The 16,282-nt window shown below is 64.1% G+C and carries 12 protein-coding genes; 1 reads left to right on the forward strand and 11 read right to left on the reverse strand.

Annotated features, from left to right (window positions below; translation table 11 throughout):
• Window positions 1–46: 46 nt before the first annotated feature.
• The 4 genes from NGR_RS25845 to NGR_RS25860 form a co-directional block, all read right to left on the reverse strand.
• Entirely contained in the window at window positions 47–712 is a 666-nt protein-coding gene (locus NGR_RS25845) for a methionine ABC transporter permease (RefSeq protein ID WP_012709440.1), read from the reverse strand.
• Entirely contained in the window at window positions 702–1,781 is a 1,080-nt protein-coding gene (locus tag NGR_RS25850; RefSeq protein WP_012709441.1) for a methionine ABC transporter ATP-binding protein, read from the reverse strand. The genes NGR_RS25845 and NGR_RS25850 overlap by 11 nt, the downstream gene beginning before the upstream one ends.
• Window positions 1,782–2,118: 337 nt before the next feature.
• The gene (locus NGR_RS25855; protein WP_012709442.1) at window positions 2,119–3,492 is read right to left on the reverse strand and encodes a GH1 family beta-glucosidase; all 1,374 of its coding nucleotides are present in this window, start codon (window positions 3,490–3,492) and stop codon (window positions 2,119–2,121) included.
• A 195-nt stretch (window positions 3,493–3,687) separates the two neighbouring features.
• Window positions 3,688–4,872, reverse strand: coding sequence for a Gfo/Idh/MocA family protein (locus NGR_RS25860; protein WP_012709443.1), 1,185 nt, complete (start codon window positions 4,870–4,872; stop codon window positions 3,688–3,690).
• Window positions 4,873–5,317: 445 nt separating this feature from the next.
• Between NGR_RS25860 and NGR_RS25865 the strand changes: the two genes are divergently transcribed.
• Window positions 5,318–6,568 (forward strand): IS110 family transposase, encoded by a 1,251-nt coding sequence (locus NGR_RS25865; protein WP_012707134.1) that lies wholly within the window; start codon window positions 5,318–5,320, stop codon window positions 6,566–6,568.
• A 57-nt stretch (window positions 6,569–6,625) separates the two neighbouring features.
• On the opposite strand, the gene NGR_RS25870 is transcribed toward NGR_RS25865, so the two are convergent.
• From NGR_RS25870 to NGR_RS25900, 7 genes are all read right to left on the reverse strand, one after another.
• Window positions 6,626–7,678, reverse strand: a complete 1,053-nt coding sequence (locus NGR_RS25870) for a sugar phosphate isomerase/epimerase family protein (protein ID WP_012709444.1) — start codon at window positions 7,676–7,678, stop codon at window positions 6,626–6,628.
• Between the two features lie 289 nt (window positions 7,679–7,967).
• Entirely contained in the window at window positions 7,968–9,278 is a 1,311-nt protein-coding gene (gene xylA / locus NGR_RS25875) for a xylose isomerase (RefSeq protein ID WP_012709445.1), read from the reverse strand.
• A gap of 120 nt (window positions 9,279–9,398) precedes the next feature.
• On the reverse strand, window positions 9,399–10,853 hold the full coding sequence (xylB, locus tag NGR_RS25880; protein WP_012709446.1) for a xylulokinase: 1,455 nt from the start codon (window positions 10,851–10,853) through the stop codon (window positions 9,399–9,401).
• Window positions 10,854–10,863: 10 nt separating this feature from the next.
• Window positions 10,864–11,901 (reverse strand): LacI family DNA-binding transcriptional regulator, encoded by a 1,038-nt coding sequence (locus NGR_RS25885; protein ID WP_012709447.1) that lies wholly within the window; start codon window positions 11,899–11,901, stop codon window positions 10,864–10,866.
• A 98-nt stretch (window positions 11,902–11,999) separates the two neighbouring features.
• Window positions 12,000–13,082: a metallophosphoesterase gene (locus NGR_RS25890; protein ID WP_164924681.1), complete on the reverse strand. Its 1,083-nt coding sequence runs from the start codon at window positions 13,080–13,082 to the stop codon at window positions 12,000–12,002.
• Window positions 13,083–13,239: 157 nt separating this feature from the next.
• Window positions 13,240–14,829: a DHA2 family efflux MFS transporter permease subunit gene (locus tag NGR_RS25895; RefSeq protein ID WP_012709449.1), complete on the reverse strand. Its 1,590-nt coding sequence runs from the start codon at window positions 14,827–14,829 to the stop codon at window positions 13,240–13,242.
• Window positions 14,830–14,850: 21 nt separating this feature from the next.
• Window positions 14,851–16,065 (reverse strand): HlyD family secretion protein, encoded by a 1,215-nt coding sequence (locus tag NGR_RS25900; RefSeq protein ID WP_012709450.1) that lies wholly within the window; start codon window positions 16,063–16,065, stop codon window positions 14,851–14,853.
• Window positions 16,066–16,282: the final 217 nt, after the last annotated feature.

The following is a 16,282-nucleotide window of genomic DNA, read 5'->3' on the forward strand; positions in this document are numbered from 1 at the left end:
GGGAGGCTCCTTGTTATCTGAAGGAAGTCGCGTGTGGGAGGAAAGTTCACGTCTTGCGGCTGCGCTTGTCGAAGCGGCGCGCCAGGCGGTCGCCGGCACTCTGGACGAGTTGTACGAGCACGATCAGGACGACGACGACGATCAGCATGACGTCGGGCATGAAGCGCTGGTAGCCGTAGCGGATGCCGAGATCGCCGAGGCCGCCGCCGCCGACGGCGCCGACCATCGCCGAATAGCCGATAAGGCTGACGATCGTCATGGTGAGCGCCAGCGTCAGCGCCGGCCGGGCCTCGGCGAGCAGCACCTTGAAGACGATCTGCATCGGCGTCGCGCCCATGGCGCGCGCCGCCTCGATCAGGCCCTTGTCGACGTCGCGGATTGCCGCTTCGACGAGGCGGGCGAAGAACGGGATGGTTGCGATCGTCAGCGGCACGATCGCCGCCTTGGTGCCGATCGAGGTGCCGGTGACGAGCCTGGTGAACGGGATGATCGCCACGACCAGGATGATGAACGGCGTCGATCGCGTCGCATTGACGATAAGCCCGACGGCGCGGTTGACATTGGGGGCCGGAAACAGCTCGCCCTTGCCGCTGGTCGCCAGGAAGATGCCGATCGGCAAGCCGATCAGTGCGCCGATGAAGCCGGCGATCGCCACCATCCGCAACGTATCGAGCGTGGCCTTGCCGATGAGAAGCAGCAGATCAGGCGACATAGCCGAGCACCTCCGTGACCAGCCCGTTCCCTAAGAAGAAACGTTCGGCCTTTGCCACGGTTTCCGGATCCGCGCCATAGGCGACGACGAGCGACCCGTAAGGCTTGCCGCCGATCTCGTCGATCGTACCGGCGATGATGTTGACCTCGGCGCCGATCGACTGGATGAGCCGGGAAATCAGCGGCCGCTCGGCCGCGGCGCCGAAGAAGGTGAGACGGACAACGACCCGGCCACCGAATGCGGCGGCAGGCGCCAGGCCCCTGGCAATGGCTTCCGGCAGTTTCGACCCCGGCAGCCCGGAAAGCAGCGCCTGCGTCGTCCCGTGCTTCGGATGGGTGAAGACGTCGAAGGTCTGGCCGCGTTCGACGATTTCGCCCTTGTCGATCACTGCGACGTCCGAGGTGACGGCCTTCACAACCTCCATCTCATGGGTGATCAGCAGGACCGTCAGCCCGAGCTCGGCATTGATGCGCTTGAGGAGTTCGAGGATCGACTGGGTCGTTTCCGGATCGAGCGCCGAGGTCGCCTCGTCGGAGAGCAAGAGCTTCGGCTCTGTCGCCAGCGCCCGGGCAATGCCGATGCGCTGCTTCTGGCCGCCGGAAAGCTCGGCCGGGTAGCGGCCATGCTTGTCGGCAAGCCCGACGAGGTCGATAAGCGGTCGTACGCGCTCATCGATCGCACGGCGGTCCATACCGGCAATTTCCAGCGGCAGCGCGACGTTGCCGAAGACGGTCCTCGACGACAGCAAATTGAAGTGCTGGAAGATCATGCCGACCGAGCGCCGCAGGTTGCGCAATCCGCCTTCGTCGAGCGCGCCGACATCGACACCGTCGACGCGCACCTTGCCGCTCGACGGTTTCTCCAGCCCATTGACCAGCCGGATCAGCGTGGACTTGCCGGCGCCGGACCGGCCGATGATGCCGGTGATCGAGCCGCGCGCGACCGTCAGGCTGACATTGTTGAGCGCCGTGAAGGCAGCGCTTTCGCCGGACGCCGGAAAGCGCTTGGAAACGCCGTCGAAGACGACGGCGGCATCGTCACTGGCAATCGTGGATGCAGGAATGGTCATTGTCCGGTCGCCTCCGGTGGAGGGATGACAGCGATATCAGGATACATGATGCTCTCGGATGTTCGAATTCTTGTCTCCGGCCGTAGGCCGGGAGCGGTGAATGCGCCTCAGGCCGGCACTCGGCAGCGCATTCGAAAGGGAGAGCAACTTTCTATCATCGGGCAACCGGTCGGTTCAATGTCGGGCGCGGCATGGCAGCCATGCCGTATGGTTCAGGTTGTTATGCCCCTCGGCCCTCCCGTTTCACAGGCACGATTTTTCCGAACGCCGCGGCTCGGCGCAAAAGTCTACTCTTTTTGTGTAGAACGGCTGCGCCTACCGCCACGTCGGCAGTTGGTCAGGCCGGCTTGTGGTTGCCCTTCGGGAATTGCTCCGCCAGGTCCTTGTACCAATGGCCGCTCTTCTTGATCGTGCGAACCTGGGTCTCATAGTCCACGTGGACGATGCCGAAGCGCATCCGGTAGCCCTCGGCCCATTCGAAATTATCCATCAGGCTCCAGGCGAAATAACCGCGCATCGGATAGCCCTTTGCGATCAGGTCCGCCGTCACCGACAGGTGATCGGAGATGTAGTCGAGCCGCGGCTGGTCGTCGACGACGCCGTTCACGACGCCCATGTTGTAGCAGGCGCCATTCTCGGTGATGTAGCAATCCGGAAGCGTGTAGCGGGCGTTGAGCGTCTCGACCAGCGCCCCCAGCGCCGGCGCATGAACCTCCCAGCCGATATCCGTCTTCACGTCGGTGACCGGCTTCGCATTGACCGTCGCCGGATATTCGGCGCCGGCCGCCGGATCATCCGAAACGCGCATCGGCGTATAGTAGTTGAGTCCCCACCAATCGAGCGGCTGGGCGATCGTCGCCATGTCGCCGTCCTCGATCAGCGGCATGCGAGGCCCGAGCGCCGCGAGGAAGCCTTCCGGATATTCGCCCTTGAAGATCGGGCCGAAGAAGACGCCGTTGTGGAAGTCGAAGGCGCGCTCGGCCGCGGCCTTGTCCTCGGCGCTGTCGCTGCCGGGATAGACCGAATGGGCATTGATGACGATGCCGACCGACAGGTCCGCCCGCTCCGAGCGGACAGCCGCAACACCCAGGCCATGAGCGAGATTGGTGAAATGCAAGGCGGCGAGCGCCGCGTCCATGTTTCGCTCGCCCGGTGCGTGGATGCCGTAGAGATGGCTGAGCCACACCGAGCACCAGGGCTCGTTGAAGGTGGCGACCGCATCGAGCCGGTCGCCGAGGCGGGCGATAACCGTCTTGGCATAGCGCTGGTAGGCATAGGCGGTGGTTCGCGCCGTCCAACCGCCATCGCCCATCAAGGCGAGTGGCAGGTCCCAGTGGTAAAGCGTCGCGAAGGCCCTGATACCGCGGGCCTTCAGGCCGTCGACGAGCCGGTCGTAGAAGTCCAGCCCCTTCTCGTTGATCGGCCCGGTGCCTTCCGGGATGATACGCGGCCAGGCGATCGAGAAGCGGTAGGCCTCGACGCCGAGGCTCTTGATGAGATCGAGATCCTGGTCGAGGCGATTGTAATGATCGCAGGCGACGTCGCCGTTGTGGCGCTCGAAAACGCGGCCGGGCATGTTGGAGAAGGCGTCCCAGATGGAGGGCTTGCGCCCGTCGGCCTTGCTGGCACCCTCGATCTGGAAGGAGGCGGTGGCGACGCCGAAGACAAAATCACCAGGGAAGCGTTCTGCGAGTTTCTTGGCTTCGATCATCGTTCTTGACCCGTCTTCTGCACAGCGCGTCGGAAGGGGCGCGGCTGCATTCGTTTCCAATTAGAGAGCGGGCGCGCGAAAAGACAGGCGTCTTCCATGCCGCTCTAGTCGTGGGCGTGGCCTAAAGCCGCGGCAGCAAATGTCAACGAAAAAGGGCGAGGCACACCCCGCCCTTCATGAACTTGCCGGTCTAGCTCAGACCTTGATCCAGGCGCCGTTGCGCTGCGAAGACCGCACGCAGGCATCGACGAAGACCATGCCCTTCATACCGTCGTCGATCGTCGGATATGTGACAGCGGAGTCCACCTTCTCCCCGTTGCGCTTGGCATGAATCGCGCGGGCGGCCTCGGAATAGATATTGGCGAAGCCTTCGAGATAGCCTTCCGGATGGCCCGAGGGGACGCGCGATACGCGGGCCGACGCCGGTGAGGCGCCGGCTCCGGCGCGGGTCAGCAGCCGCTTCGGCTCGCCGAACGGCGTGTGCCAGAGATAGTTCGGGTCCTTCTGGACCCATTCGAGACCGCCCTTGGTGCCATAGACGCGCACCATCAGGCCGTTCTCGTGGCCGGGCGCCACCTGGCTGCACCAGAGCATGCCCTTGGCCCGCGCCCCGTCCTTGTCCTTGAAGCGCAGCATCACATGCGCATTGTCGTCGAGCTGGCGGCCGGCGACGAAACTGTCGAGATCGGCCGAAAGCTCGTCGAGCTCGAGCCCGGAGACGAAACAGCCGAGATTATAGGCGTGCGTGCCGATATCGCCGGTCGAGCCGCCGGCGCCGGAGCGGGCCGGGTCGGTTCGCCAAGCCGCCTGCTTCTGGCCGGACTGCTCGATATTTTCCGTCAGCCAGTCCTGCGGATATTCCATCTGCACCAGACGCACGGCGCCGATCTCGCCATTGGCGATCATCTCGCGCGCCTGCCGCACCATCGGATAGCCGGTATAATTATGCGTCAGCACGAAGAGTGCGTCGCTGTCGTCCGCCGCCTTCTTCAGCTTCTTCGCGTCGGCGAGCGTCGAGGTCAGCGGCTTGTCGCAGATCACGTGGATGCCGCGCTTCAGGAACTCCTTGGCCGCGGCGTAGTGAACGTGGTTCGGCGTGACGATCGCCACCGCTTCGATGCCGTTCTTAAGCTTCGCCTCGCGGATCGCCATTTCCTTGAAATCCGAATAGACGCGCGACGCGTCGAGCCCGAGCTCGCGTCCCGAGGCCTCAGCCTTCTCGGGCGTCGACGACAGAGCGCCGGCGACCAGCTCGTAGTGGTCGTCGAGCCGCGCGGCGATCCGGTGCACGGCGCCGATGAAGGCGCCGGAGCCGCCGCCCACCATGCCGAGGCGGATCCGCTTCTGACGAGTTTCGGTATTGCTTCCCTCGATTGCCATCGTGCTTTTCTCCTGGAATGTTTGCAATGGAATTGCCCCTCATCCGCCTGCCGGCACCTTCTCCCCGCGAGCGGGGAGAAGGGCGAATGAGGCACCTGCCCTCTCCCGCCGCAATGGAAACGTGAGCAAGTCCCCTGTACCTTTTTCCGGCGGTTCTTGGGTTGCACGCCGTCGTCGCGTGTCGTGCGAAGTGAAGCGTAGCGGAATGAAGCATGACCCGCGACGATGGCCGAAATTGGCGTAGCCTTCCTGAACCGAGCCGATTCGTCGGGAGCAACCAATTGTCCCCCGTGGCCCGACCACCTGGAGAGGACGCGTGCCCCGTCGGATTGGCCGTGATCGATGCCCCGTGGGGAGTCCGCGCCGGAGCTGTATCCGTTTCCGAGCGCCAGTACAGGGATCGGCGAAGATCGCGGTGGCTCGCAGGCTTGGACGAGGAGAAGGGATGACCGATCAGAAACAATTCTATGCCGGCGTCGACTGGGCGTCGGAGAGCCATCATGTGTTCCTCACGGATGGTGATGGCCGGAAAATCGGCGAAAGGGTCTTCAGGCACGGCGGCGAAGGGCTCGCCGAGCTGGCGGCCTGGCTGACGGCAACCAGCGGTGCAACCGAGGCCGGGCAAATCCAGGTCGCGATCGAGGTGCCGCACGGGCCCGTGGTCGAGACGCTGATCGAGCGCGGCTGCCAGGTGCATGCCATCAACCCGAAACAAATGGATCGCTTTCGCGACCGGTTCACCCTGGCCGGCGCCAAGGACGACAGCCGCGATGCCGAAGTGATGGCCTCGGCCTTGCGCACCGATCGCCGGTGCTTCCGGCTGCTTGCCGCCGCCGATCCTGTCGTCATCGAATTGCGCGAATGGTCGCGCATGGCCGAGGACCTCGGCGCCGAGCGCAACCGGTTGACCAACCGCATGCGCGAGCAGCTCTGGCGCTACTTTCCTGCGCTGCTCGAGCTCGAAAACGACCTCGGGGCCGAGTGGCTGCTCGATCTCTGGGAAGCCGTGCCGACGCCGGCCAAAGCCGCGCGGATCCGCGCGGCGACGATCGCCAAGCTTCTCAAACGCAACCGCATCCGCCGCGTCGACGCCACCCATGTGCTCGCCGTGCTGCGCACGCCGCCCGTCAAGGTCGCCGCCGGGACGACCGAAGCCGCCAGCGCCCACATTGCCACGCTCATTGCCCGCATTCGCCTCGTGAACCGGCAGCTCAAGCAAGCGCATCAGCGGCTCGATACCCTGACTGCCCGCCTTGTCCCGACCGAGGCGACCGAGCCGGGGCAGAGGAAGCAGCATGACGTGGAGATCCTCGCATCCTTGCCGGGAGTGGGAAGGATCGTCCTCGCCACGCTGCTCGCAGAAGCCTTCGATGCCCTGCAGCGACGTGACCACGCCGCCTTGCGCAGTTTGACAGGAGTCGCGCCCGTTACCAAGCGGTCCGGCAAGAGCTGCATCGTCATCAGAAGACAGGCCTGCCACGACCGGCTCGCCAACGCCATGTACCATTGGGCACGCGTCGCCATTCAGCACGACTCTCGGAGCCGTTTGAAGTACGCCGCCCTTCGAAGCCGAGGTCACAGCCACGGTCGTGCCCTGCGATCCGTCGCCGACCGCCTCCTCAACGTCGCATGCGCAATGCTGAAAACCGGCACCACCTTCAATCCTTCCTTGGCCGAGCAGAAACTCTCTTGCTAAACGGTGGGGAGTCCTCTCCCCGCCCGCGGGGAGAGGGCTAGGGTGAGGGGCAGTGAACTAAAGCCCCAACAGGCGCCTGTTCGCCGCCTCGTCCGTGCCGCTGTCGGCGAAATCGTCGAAGGCTTTTTCGGTGACGCGGATGATGTGCGCCTTGACGAACTCGGCGCCTTCGCGCGCGCCGTCCTCCGGATGTTTCAGGCAGCATTCCCACTCGACCACCGCCCAGCCGGCGAAATCGTTCGCGGCCATCTTGGAGAACACCGCGCCGAAATCGACCTGGCCATCGCCGAGGGAGCGGAAGCGCCCGGCGCGGTTCACCCAGCCCTGGTAGCCGCCATAGACGCCCTGCCGGCCGGTCGGGTTGAACTCCGCGTCCTTGACGTGGAACATCCGGATGCGGTCCTTGTAGATGTCGATATTGTCGAGATAGTCGAGACACTGCAGCACGTAGTGCGACGGGTCGTAGAGCATGCAGGCGCGGGCATGGTTGCCGGTGCGCTCCAGGAACATCTCGTAGGTGATGCCGTCGTGCAGGTCCTCGCCCGGATGGATCTCGTAGCAGACATCGACGCCGCAATCCTCCGCATGGTCGAGGATCGGCTTCCAGCGACGGGCCAACTCGTCGAAGGCGGTCTCCACAAGGCCCGCCGGACGCTGCGGCCAGGGATAGACGAAAGGCCAGGCGAGCGCGCCGGAGAAACTCGCCATCGCGTCGAGGCCGAGGTTCTTCGAGGCGGTCAGCGCCAGCTTCACCTGCTCGACCGCCCATTGCTGGCGCGCCTTGGGATTGCCGCGCACCTCCGGTGCGGCAAAGCCGTCGAAGGCCTCGTCATAGGCCGGATGCACCGCCACCAACTGGCCCTGCAGATGCGTCGAGAGCTCGGTGATCTCGATGCCATTGTCGCGTGCCTTGCCGGCGATCTCGTCGCAATAGGTTTTCGATTCCGCCGCCTTCCTCACGTCGAACAGCCGGCCGTCCCAGCTCGGGACCTGTACGCCCCTGTAGCCGCAGTCGGCCGCCCATTTGGTGATCGAGTCCCATGAATTGAACGGCGCCGCATCACCGGCGAATTGCGCAAGAAAAAGCCCCGGTCCCTTGATGGTCTTCATTCAAAATTCCTCCTGGGTGGATCGGTTATCTGAAACACCGGCCTGCCGGTCGAGTGATATTCGAGCGCTTCGCCCCGCAATTTTCGGTATATCTTAAATACCTGCAACGTTGCAGGAGCGAGAAACTAGCAGATTCTTCGCGAGGGGCAATGGGCTTCTGCCCTGTCGCGAAGAGGATCGGATGACATCCGCGGCTGCGTCACGAATGCAGGTATGAACCGCAAGTAGCGGCTGACAGGCATGATGAAATCCAACTGCCTGCCAGCCCGCTTCGAACCCTTCGCCCGCGTCAGACGTAGCGGTTGACGACGTTCTCCAGATATTCCTGCCTGCCGGATTTCGGCTGTGGATTGAGATCGGCCTTGCGCACCCAGGCTTCAATCTCATCGAGCGAGAAGCCGCCATCGAGCATCTTCTTCGCCTCCGGCACGTTCCAGCCGGCATAGCGCTTTTCGAGCGGCCCGGAGAGCGCCTTGTCCTCGACCATCTTCGCCGCCGCCTTGAGACCGCGGGCGCAGCAATCCATGCCGCCGATATGGCCGATCAACAGATCCTCCGGATCGATCGACTGGCGGCGGAGCTTCGCATCGAAGTTCGTGCCGCCGGTCTTGAAGCCGCCGCCCGAGAGCACGTGGTGATAGGCGAGCGCCATTTCCGGAACGTTGTTCGGGAACTGGTCTGTGTCCCAGCCGGACTGGTAGTCGTTGCGGTTCATGTCGATCGAACCGAAGATGCCGAGCGCATTGGCGAGCGCCAGTTCGTGCTCGAAGGAATGGCCGGCGAGAATCGCGTGGCCCTGCTCGATATTGACCTTCACCTCGTTCTCGAGGCCGTATTTCTTGAGGAAACCGTAGACGGTCGCGACGTCGAAATCGTATTGATGCTTGGTCGGCTCCTGCGGCTTCGGCTCGATCAGGATCGCGCCCTTGAAGCCGATCTTGTGCTTGTACTCGACGACGAGGTTGACGAAGCGGCCGAGCTGGTCGAGCTCGCGCTTCAGGTCGGTGTTGAGCAACGTCTCATAGCCTTCACGCCCGCCCCACAGCACGTAGTTCTCGCCGCCGAGCCGTTGTGTCGCGTCGATGCAGGTCTTCACCGTCGCCGCGGCAAAGGCGAAGACGTCCGGATCGGGGTTGGTCGCCGCACCGCCCATATAGCGGCGGTTCGAGAACAGGTTCGCCGTGCCCCACAGCAGCTTGACGCCGGTCGCGGCCTGCTTCTCGGCGAAGTGATCGACGATCTCGTTGAGGTTGCTGGTGTTCTCGGCGAAGTTCCGGCCTTCGGGACGCACGTCGGCGTCATGGAAGCAATAGAAGGGGACGCCGAGAAGCTGGAAGAATTCGAAGGCCACGTCGGCCTTCAGCTTCGCCGCGTCCATCGTGTCCTTGAACCAGGGACGTTCAAAGGTCTGGCCGCCGAACGGATCGCCGCCCGGCCAGACGAAAGTGTGCCAATAGGCAACGGCAAAGCGCAGATGGTCTTCCATCCGCTTGCCGAGGACGATCTCGTCCGGATTGTAGTGGCGGAAGGCGAGCGGATTGGTGCTCTCCGGCCCTTCATATTTGATCTTGGCGATATCGCCGAAAAAACCCGTGCTCACGGCTGTCTCCTATGTGAATGCCGGCACCTTTTGCGGCGGAACCGGCCATTTTGGTGGAAAGTAATCGATTTCATTCTCACGTTCAGGGCGACCAGTGCGGACCGGTCGCGTCGCCTTTGGTTACATCGTCGCTTCCTTGATTGCGGGATAAAGCCGGCGGTAGCGCTGGTAGGCGTCCTCATAGGCCGCCACCAGCGAGGCATCCGGCTCGATCGTCTCCGCCGTCGCCGGCGCAAAGCAGGTGGCGACCGGATCGGCGCCGGTGGCGGCGATTAGCCCGAGCCGTGCTGCACCGAAGGCCGCGCCGAAATCGCCGTCGGCCGGCAGATCGACCGGCAGGTCGAGTGCGGTGGCGATCGACTTCAGCCAGTAGCGCGACCGGGATCCGCCACCGATCGCGGTGACGCGGTTGAGCGTCGTGCCGGCCGCACGCAATGCTTCCAGGCTATCGCGGATCGCGAAGGATACCCCTTCCAGCACCGCCTGTGTCAGCGTAGCGCGGGAGCTTTCATGGCCGAGACCGGCAAAGGCGCCACGGATCGCCGCGTCATTGTGCGGCGTGCGCTCGCCGGAGAGATAGGGCAGGAACGTCACCGGACCCGGGGCCTTGAGGGTGTCGCCGAGCTCGCCCGTCAGCTCCGCGGCGCTCCGGCCGGTCACGCCCGAATGCCAGTTGAGCGCATCGGTCGCCGAGAGGATCACCCCCATCTGGTGCCAGGTGTTCGGCAGCGCATGGCAGAAGGCATGGACGGCGCTTTCCGGATTGGGAAGATAGCTGGCATTGGCGGCAAACAGCACGCCGGAGGTGCCGAGCGAGACGAAGGCCTGTCCTTCTCCAACGGTGCCCATGCCGCAGGCGGACGCCGCATTGTCGCCGGCGCCGCCGGCAACGACGACCCCGGGCCCCATGCCCCAGCGGCTTGCAAGCTCCGGCCGGAGCGTGCCGGCGCTCTCCGTTCCCTCGACCAGGTCCGGCATCTGCCGCTCTTCGAGGTGGGTCGCGGCAAGCAGGCTTTCAGACCACTTGCGCTTGCCCGTATCGAGCCAGGACGTGCCGGCGGAATCCGACATTTCCGAAATATGTTCGCCAGTCAGCCACAGGCGGAGATAATCCTTGGGCAGGAGGACCCAACGCACTTTGGCGAAAATTTCGGGCTCGTTTTCGCGCACCCAGCCGAGTTTTGGCGCGGTGAAGCCGGGGAAGACGATGTTGCCGGTCAGCGCCCGGAATTGCGGATCGCTGTCGAGCGCCGCCGCCTGGCGAAAGCTGCGCGTATCGTTCCAGAGGATGGAGGGGCGCAGCACCTTGTCGCTTTCGTCGACGAGCGTCGCGCCGTGCATCTGGCCGGAAAGACCGATGCCGCGCACCGCGCCGAGCGCTTGCGGATGCGCCTGCTTGAGACCCTGGATGGCCTCTTCGGCGGCTCGGCACCAGTCGGCCGGGATCTGCTCCGACCAGCCGGGATGCGGCCGCGACACGTCGAGCGCGGCCGAGGCGGAGCCGATGATCTTCTGGTCGCCGTCGATCAGCGTGGCCTTGACGCCGGACGTGCCGAGATCCAGTCCGAGAAACATTTGGTCCTCCTTAGGCCTGCCCGTTCGGCAGGTTGTCTTTCAGGAATATGTCGATGCGAATGCGTTCCTGCGCCTCGATCACCGGCAGCCCGTCCGCCTTGGCTTTCAGCACTCGGATGGCACTGCGGATCTCGTGGCCCGCGTCCTGGTTGAGCAGGACGTCGATCGTTCCGGAAAGAAGGGCCGCGCGGCTATGGGGCGTCAGTTCGTGCGCAATCGCACAAACCGCTTCGGCCTTGCCGGCCTTCTCGAGCGCGGCAACGAGACCGCGATTGCCCGCACCAAGACTGTAGATGCCGGCTATGTCCGGGTGGCGATCGAGGAGCGAGGCGACGAGCTTTTCGACAAGCGACGCGTCATCCTGTCCCTCGACCACCGGCAGCAGCAGCCGGGGTTGGAAGCATTCGCCCATGACTGCCTGAAAACCCTCCAGCCGCTCCCGGTGGTCGCGCACGAGCATCGATCCGGCGACCACCGCCACCGGCCCCTCGCGCCCACCGAGGAAGCGGCCCATCAGGTTCGCCGCCGTGCGGCCAGCCGCAATATTGTCGACGCCGGCGAAATGATCGCGGGCCGATCCCGGCAGGTCAGAGACGACGGTGACGACGACGATGCCATCGTCACGCAGGCGCTTGACCGCCTGCGTCACCTCCGGCGCGTCGACCGCGACGACCGCGACGCCGGCCGGCTGCCGCCGATGCGCCTCGGCCAGGGCATCCGCCAGGGCGCGCGCGTCGAAGGCCGGAACGCAGATAAGCGCGATTTCCGTCCGCTCGGCCGCCGAGCGCGCCATCGCAGCCTTCACCTCTGCCTCGAGTCCGCGCATGAAGGTGTTCTCGCCGGCGGGAAGAATGAAAACCAGCGGATAGCTGCGGCCCTTGGCGAGATTGGCCGCGGCGACGTCACGGACATAGCCGAGCGTCGCGATCGCCCGCTCGACCTTGTCGCGCGTCACAGATCTGACGCCCGGGCGATTGTTCAGAACCCGGTCGACGGTCGCCAGGCTGACGCCTGCCTCCGCAGCGATATCGTGAACGGTTGGTCGCATCGCTTCCTCCTCGCGACACCCCTTAGAGGAAGTTTTGATGTACGTAAATCAAAAATATCGAGAGAGCGAAAAAGCCATCGAATTTGGGCGCCGACATCTCAGCCGAAACGCCTGTTGAACGCGTGGGTGAAGGCGGCACGACCCGTCTCGCCACGTGCCTCTCCGAAGACCACATCCAGGAACTCGTCGGTCACTCTGACCAGCGCGAAGCCGCCGAGATAGGCGGCCTTCGGCTTGAAGACATCAAGTCCACCGACGCGATAGGCCATCACCCGGTCATGTTCGTGCCCATGAAAGAGCCCGACGACATTGTAGCCCTCAAGCGTCGCGAGCAGGCGATCGCGCTCAGCCGGGCTCCACCAATGCGGCTCGCCGCCGCCCTGATCGTCGAAGGTTCCTGCCGCAGCGTCCCAGACCTCGGTCGAGAACGCATCCCAGCCATAATGCTGGAACAACACGACCGGGCGGCCGTCGGCGGCGAAGGCGGCGAGGTCGCGCTTCAGCCACGGCAGGCCGCTCACGGCCCCTTTGTTCCGGTCCCCGCCGAAGCGCTGCAGTTGCACGAGATGAAGTCCGCCCCAGTCCCAGGAATAGTTGTCGGACAGCGGATCGTAGTTCGAGACAGGCACTTGTGGCTTGTAGAAGACCGACTGACGATGGGTAAGCTCCACATAGTCGCGCAATTCGCGGCGATACCAATCGACGTTCGGCGGCGTGCCGTCCTGATCGAGATCATGGTTTCCGAGACCGACATAGACAGGATAGTGGATGTGGTGCGGTCCGACGCCATGCTCGTAACGGCTCTGGAACTGCTGCAGCTGCCGCCCTTCGCGCGGCTCGCGAACCTGCCCGCCGCCGTCGTCGGTGATATCGCCGCCGAGGACGAGGCCGGACGGCCGAACGATCTTCGTTCCGGCGCTGGCAAGGCCGCTCGGTTTTCCGTCGATCGTTTCCGGCCAGAGCTGCCCCGGAAGCGCGTTGAGAGCCGCGATGTGGCGCAACAGGTTGGCGTCGGTCTTGCCTTCCTGCTGACAATTCGGCGCAAGGCCTTCCGTCGAAACGATGCAGGCATGGATGTCATTGGAAAAAAGGAAAGTCGCGTCGACCAACGGCCGGGTTGCCGCACGTCCATTGCCGGCGACCAGCGACAGGCCGAAGCCCGCCGCACCGGCAAGAAACATCCGCCTGGACGGCACAAGGAATGCATTATTGTTCATGATGCCCCGCGCGACTGAACAGCTGAGAAAAACTCGAGCGCAGCGGATTTTGCAACGTTGCCCGGAGAGCGTAAAGCGCGTCTCTTCAGCTGCGGGGAAAAAACTGGCCTTCCCCGTGCCGCTAGTGCCCGCCCCCGCCTGGCCCAGCGCCCTCCGGCTTCTTGATCATCAGCACGCCAAGGATCATCGCCAGGAACAGGGCAGTGAGGATCAGGAAGACGTCGATGAACGACATGATGACGGCCTGTTGCTGGACCATCTGAGCCAACTGATTGACGGCGGCCGTCGCGCCATCCAGTCCGTAGGCGTCGAAGTTCGACGTCATGTTGTTCAACCGCTCGACCGCCTCCGGATTGCCCCATTGGACATGTTCGGCAAGCCGGGCGTAGTGGAGATCCTGGCGCTGCGTCAGGATCGTATTGATGATGGCGAGGCCGACGGCGCCGCCGAGGTTGCGCGTCAGGTTGAAGAGACCGGAGGCGTTGCGGATGCGTGCCGGCGGCAGCGTGCCGAGCGCGATGTTGTTGATCGGCACCATGCAGAGCATCAGGGAGCAGCCGCGCAGGATCTGCGGCACGAGCAGTTCCCAGAAATCCCAATCGGCAGTCAGCTGGCTCATCGTCCAGGTGCCCGCCGCAAAGCCGGCAAAGCCGATCGTCATCATCACGCGCGGATCGAGCCGTCCGGCGAGGAAGCCCGCGACAGGCGCCGTGAGGAACATGGCGAGGCCGGAGACGAACATGGTCTCGCCGATCATCAGCGAATCATAGCCGCGGATGCGCCCGAGATAGAGCGGGTAGAGATAGGTAAGGCCATAGAGGCCGATGCCCATGACGAAGGAAAACAGCGAGCCGAAGGTGAAGTTGCGATTGGCGAAGGCTCTGAGATCGACCACCGGAAACTCCACCTTGAAGGCCCGGTAAAAGAATATCGCGGCGGCCACAGTTGCGGCGACCGCGCCGATGACGATGTGGTCGTCATTGAACCAGTCGTTGGCATTGCCCTCCTCCAGCACATATTCGAGCGATCCGAGGAAGATCGCCATCGAGAACAGGCCCCACCAGTCGAACTTCTTGAACAGCCCCAGCTCCGGTTCGTCGAAGTCGATGAAGATCCAGGTCAGCGTCGCGACGATAATGCCGGGAATGACGTTGACGAGAAACAGCCAATGCCAGGAAAAGGCGTGGCTCAGATAGCCGCCGACCGTCGGGCCGATGGTCGGGGCCAGCGTCGCGATCAGACCGATGATCGGCGAGACGATATTGCGCTTCGACGCCGGGAAGATCGTGAAGGCGGCGGCGAACACCGACGGAATCATGCCGCCGCCGATGAAGCCCTGGATCGCCCGGTAGACGATCATCTGGTCGATATTGGTGGCGGTTGCCGCAAGCGCGCTGGAAGCGGTGAAGCCGGCGGCCGCGACGGAGAAGAGCACGCGCGTCGAGACGATTCGGGCGAGCGTCCCCGACAGCGGGATCATGATGACTTCGGCGATCAGGTAGGCGGTCTGCACCCAGCCGATCTCGTCCGATCCGGCCGAAAGTCCCGCCTGGATTTCGGCAAGCGAGGCCGAAACGATCTGGATGTCGAGGATCGCCATGAACATGCCGACGACCATCGCGAAAAAGGCGATGAGCCGCCGCGGATCCATGCGCTCCTCTGCCCCGGCGCCGCTTGTCGCCACCGGGTTCACTGTTGCCGTCGCAGCCATCTCCGCTACTCCTTCGCGCGCTTACTTCGCCTCGGCAACCTTCGCGGTCTTGGGCGCCGTGCGCGTGTCGACGTCGACCACGACGCTCAGGCCGGCTCGCAGGTTGCCCTTGGCGAGCGCGTCGGCCGGCAGCGTGATCCGGACCGGTACGCGCTGGATGACCTTGGTGAAGTTGCCGGTGGCGTTCTCCGCCGGCAGCAGCGAGAAGACCGAGCCGGAGGCCGGCGAAATCGATGCGACCGTGCCCTCGATCGCGTGCTCGTCATAGGCATCGACATGGACCTGGACCTTGGATCCGGGAACCAGATGGGCGATCTGCGTTTCCTTGAAATTCGCGTCAATATAGAGCTGATCCGTCGGCACCAGGGCGGCAAGGCGCTGGCCGGCCGCAACCAGGTCGCCGACCTGGACGGCGACATTGCCGATCACGCCGTCATAAGGCGCTTTCAGCACCGTGAAGCCGAGGTCGCGGTTCGCCTTGTCACGCGAAAGCCCCAGCGAACGGATCGTACTTTCCGATTCGGCACGCTGCGCTTCGAGCACGGTGATATTTGCCTTGGCCGAGGCGATGTTGGCTTCGGCGCCCACGAGATTCGCCCGCGCCTGGTCGAGTGCGACCTGGGCGCTATCGCGCGAAGCATCCGTTCCAAAGGCCTTGGACTGCAGGTCGCTTGCGCGCTTTTGGGTGAGTTCGGCACCCCTGACCGCCGCTTCGAAGGCGTTCTTCTGGGCCTCGGCCTGGCTGAGGCTCGCCTGGGCGCCGGCGATCTGCGCATCGAACCGGCTGAGCGCCAGCTTCTGCGTGGCGATCTGCGCCTCGGCCTGTTCGGCCGCGATGCGATAGTCGCCGTCATCCAGCGTCACGAGCGGATCGCCCGCCTTCAGATGCTGGTTGGCGACCACATCGACCCTGGCGACATAGCCGGAGACTTTCGGAGAGATGGTCGCGATGTCGCCCTCGATATAGGCGTCATCTGTCGAGACCATGAAGCGGCCGTTGGTCCACCAGTCGTAGCCGTACCAGGCCCCGGCGGCGAGCAGCGCCAGCCCGATGGCCGGAACAACCGGCTTGCGGCGTTTCTTGGCGGGAGCGACAGCCTCGGCAGCCGGACGATCCGTCACCGGCGGGGCCTCGCCGGTCGGGGCCTTGGCCTCGGTGCTCGGAGCATCGGCGACTTCGAAATCGTCGTCGACGGGGCGGACGCGCGCAACGCTGGAGGTGCTGGAAGCGGACATGGGACACCGTTTGGGCTAAATTAGTTAAATTGAACTGAACCGTTCGGTTCGATTGAACTTGACATAATGCCTTTTGCATCGCATATCAAGAGTAAATCGAACCGAGCGGTTCGAAGCGATTATCAAGCGAGAAAAATCTGCGGGTCGCTCCCCCGCCTTGCTTTTTATCGGAATCGATCACGTTTATGGTTCAGGAATTGGTCCAGGAACCTGATGA

This window comes from Sinorhizobium fredii NGR234 (genome assembly GCF_000018545.1).
GTDB classification, from domain to species: Bacteria; Pseudomonadota; Alphaproteobacteria; order Rhizobiales; family Rhizobiaceae; genus Sinorhizobium; species Sinorhizobium fredii_A.

Bases quoted from the DNA above. Each gene is read 5' to 3' on its own strand.
- NGR_RS25845 (WP_012709440.1), bottom strand. From the start codon at position 712: ATGTCGCCTGATCTGCTGCTTCTCATCGGCAAGGCCACGCTCGATACG.
- NGR_RS25850 (WP_012709441.1), bottom strand. From the start codon at position 1,781: ATGACCATTCCTGCATCCACGATTGCCAGTGACGATGCCGCCGTCGTC.
- NGR_RS25855 (WP_012709442.1), bottom strand. From the start codon at position 3,492: ATGATCGAAGCCAAGAAACTCGCAGAACGCTTCCCTGGTGATTTTGTC.
- NGR_RS25860 (WP_012709443.1), bottom strand. From the start codon at position 4,872: ATGGCAATCGAGGGAAGCAATACCGAAACTCGTCAGAAGCGGATCCGC.
- NGR_RS25865 (WP_012707134.1), top strand. From the start codon at position 5,318: ATGACCGATCAGAAACAATTCTATGCCGGCGTCGACTGGGCGTCGGAG.
- NGR_RS25870 (WP_012709444.1), bottom strand. From the start codon at position 7,678: ATGAAGACCATCAAGGGACCGGGGCTTTTTCTTGCGCAATTCGCCGGT.
- xylB (WP_012709446.1), bottom strand. From the start codon at position 10,853: ATGTTTCTCGGACTGGATCTCGGCACGTCCGGCGTCAAGGCCACGCTG.
- NGR_RS25885 (WP_012709447.1), bottom strand. From the start codon at position 11,901: ATGCGACCAACCGTTCACGATATCGCTGCGGAGGCAGGCGTCAGCCTG.
- NGR_RS25890 (WP_164924681.1), bottom strand. From the start codon at position 13,082: ATGTTTCTTGCCGGTGCGGCGGGCTTCGGCCTGTCGCTGGTCGCCGGC.
- NGR_RS25895 (WP_012709449.1), bottom strand. From the start codon at position 14,829: ATGGCTGCGACGGCAACAGTGAACCCGGTGGCGACAAGCGGCGCCGGG.
- NGR_RS25900 (WP_012709450.1), bottom strand. From the start codon at position 16,065: ATGTCCGCTTCCAGCACCTCCAGCGTTGCGCGCGTCCGCCCCGTCGAC.